The organism is Roseovarius halophilus (ex Wu et al. 2025) (genome assembly GCF_047086965.1).
The window spans coordinates 1-1,776 of the sequence record NZ_JBKOTX010000436.1 but is presented as its reverse complement, the minus strand read 5'-3'; the positions used below and the strand labels follow the sequence as shown (position 1 = coordinate 1,776).

Genomic DNA, 1,776 nt, shown 5'->3' with positions numbered 1-1,776 from the left:
GTCCGCCAAAGGCAGGTAATTGTCGATACCGATAAAGTCGATGTTGTCGTCCGCCCAAAGCGGATCGAGATGGAAAACGCCTGGACCCCGCGGCGCGGCCGCCGCACTGGCTGCTGGACCAGCCCGGCCAGCCCGCGCTTGCCGTGCCGCTGGCGGCCGAGGGGGCCGACGCGCTGTTCGACGCCTTCGCAACCCTGCCCGGCATCCGGACCGAACGGATGCTGGCCGAGATGCGGCGCGGCGGCGATCACCCGGTCGTGATCTGGCAGGCCCCCACCGCGCGGCTGCATTGACACCGACGGCGATTGCGGCCACTTCTGCGCCTGTTGTCGCGCCAGCAGTCAGGAGGCCCGAAGAATATGTCCATCCCCCAATCCGGCGGCGGGCCGATCGAGGACCGCGCCCAGCTCGCGGATTATCTGGCAAGCGGCTGCAAACCGCGCGCGGACTGGCGCATCGGCACCGAGCACGAGAAATTCGGCTATTGCAAGGACACCCACGACCCCATCCCCTATGACGGCGAGCACAGCGTGCTGGCCGTGCTGGAGGGCCTGCGCGACCGGCACGGCTGGCAACCGCTGGAGGAGGCGGGCAAGCTCATCGGGCTGGAAAAGGACGGCGCGAATGTCAGCCTCGAACCGGGCGGGCAGCTCGAACTGTCGGGCGCGCCGCTTGAGACCATCCACGAAACCTGCGACGAGGTGAACGCCCACCTGCGCGACGTCAAGGACATCGCCGACAAGGTCGGCGTGGGCTTCATCGGGCTCGGCGCGGCGCCGGAATGGACGCATGACCAGATGCCCGTCATGCCCAAGGGCCGCTACAAGCTGATGACGGACTACATGGACCGCGTCGGCACCATGGGCAAGTCCATGATGTACCGCACCTGCACCGTGCAGGTGAACCTCGATTTCGGGTCCGAGGCCGACATGGTGCAGAAGCTGCGGGTGGCGCTGGCCCTGCAGCCCGTGGCGACCGCGCTGTTCGCCAACTCGCCGTTTTTCGAGGGCAAGCCCAACGGCCACAAGAGCTGGCGCGCCCGCGTCTGGCGCGACCTCGACCCGGACCGCACGGGCATGCTGCCCTTCGTTTTCGAGGACGGGTTCGGCTTCGAGGCCTGGGTGGAGTACGCGCTGGACGTGCCGATGTACTTCGTCTACCGCGACGGCGTCTATATCGACGCCCTCGGCCAGAGCTTCCGCGACTTCCTGCGCGGCGAGTTGCCCGCCCTGCCCGGCGAGAAACCCACCCTGTCGGACTGGGCCGATCACCTGACGACGATCTTTCCCGAGGCGCGGATCAAGAAATTCATGGAGATGCGCGGCGCCGACGGCGGCCCGTGGCGCCGGCTCTGCGCGCTACCGGCCTTCTGGGTGGGATTGATGTACGACCAGACCGCGCTCGACGCGGCGTGGGACCTCTGCAAGGGCTGGGATGCCGACACGCGCGAGGCGCTGCGCGTCGCGGCCAGCCGCGACGGGCTTCAGGCGCGGGTGGGCGCGCTGTCGATGCACGACATCGCGCGGCAGGCCGTCGCGATTTCCGAGGCCGGCCTCAAGGCCCGCGCCCGCCCCGGCGCGGACGGGCTGATCCCCGACGAGACGCATTTCCTGAACACGTTGAAGGAAAGCGTCGAAACCGGCCGGGTGCCCGCCGACGAATTGCTGGCCCATTACCACGGCGACTGGCACGGGGACCTGAGCCGCATCTACGCCGAATATTCCTACTGATGCCGACGCGCCCCCGCCGGGGCCGCGGGCGCGCGCGTCACCGCCG

The 1,776-nt window shown here is 68.9% G+C and carries 1 protein-coding gene and 2 pseudogenes; 2 read left to right on the top strand and 1 reads right to left on the bottom strand.

All coding sequences use genetic code 11. The features are described 5' to 3' along the window. Window positions 1–87: pseudogene (locus ACH107_RS32580) on the bottom strand (glycoside hydrolase TIM-barrel-like domain-containing protein); the annotation flags it as partial. On the opposite strand from ACH107_RS32580, the pseudogene ACH107_RS32575 reads away from it, so the two are divergent. Beyond that, window positions 81–293, top strand: a pseudogene (locus tag ACH107_RS32575) (hypothetical protein); the annotation flags it as partial. The pseudogenes ACH107_RS32580 and ACH107_RS32575 sit on opposite strands and share 7 nt — an antisense overlap. A gap of 66 nt (window positions 294–359) precedes the next feature. After that, the gene (locus tag ACH107_RS32570; RefSeq protein WP_412509742.1) at window positions 360–1,730 is read left to right on the top strand and encodes a glutamate--cysteine ligase; all 1,371 of its coding nucleotides are present in this window, start codon (window positions 360–362) and stop codon (window positions 1,728–1,730) included. The last annotated feature ends 46 nt before the right edge of the window (window positions 1,731–1,776 follow it).

Coding starts and splice junctions, on each gene's coding strand:
- ACH107_RS32570 (WP_412509742.1), top strand. CDS start 360: ATGTCCATCCCCCAATCCGGCGGCGGGCCGATCGAGGACCGCGCCCAG.